Genomic DNA, 239 nt, shown 5'->3' with positions numbered 1-239 from the left:
GGCAGATTGGAGCCCGGCAGGAAGTTACGTTCGCCTGGCCGGGTGGCGCTGACGAACAGATTACTGTCTTCGTTCCAAAAGCCTTCGGCGCTCATGCCGCGCGCGTTGACGAAGAAGCTCTTCGGATTGATCAAATCGCCGTATTTGACCGGCATCGCCAGCTCGAATGCGGCAACCAGCGACACGATGATGGTCATGCGGATGAACAGCTTGGGCACCGAGCCGGTGTAGGCTGAGCC

1 protein-coding gene is annotated in these 239 nt (G+C 59.4%); it reads right to left on the bottom strand.

What is annotated here, in order from left to right:
• Positions 1 to 239 (bottom strand): hypothetical protein (locus MJX74_RS21680; RefSeq protein ID WP_240225090.1); only part of this gene is annotated, 239 nt, incomplete at both ends.

The sequence above is a fragment of the Rheinheimera hassiensis genome (assembly GCF_022436675.1).
Lineage (GTDB): Bacteria > Pseudomonadota > Gammaproteobacteria > Enterobacterales > Alteromonadaceae > Alishewanella > Alishewanella hassiensis.
The sequence above is the reverse complement of the archived record's forward strand: the minus strand, read 5'-3'. Positions and strand labels throughout refer to the sequence as shown.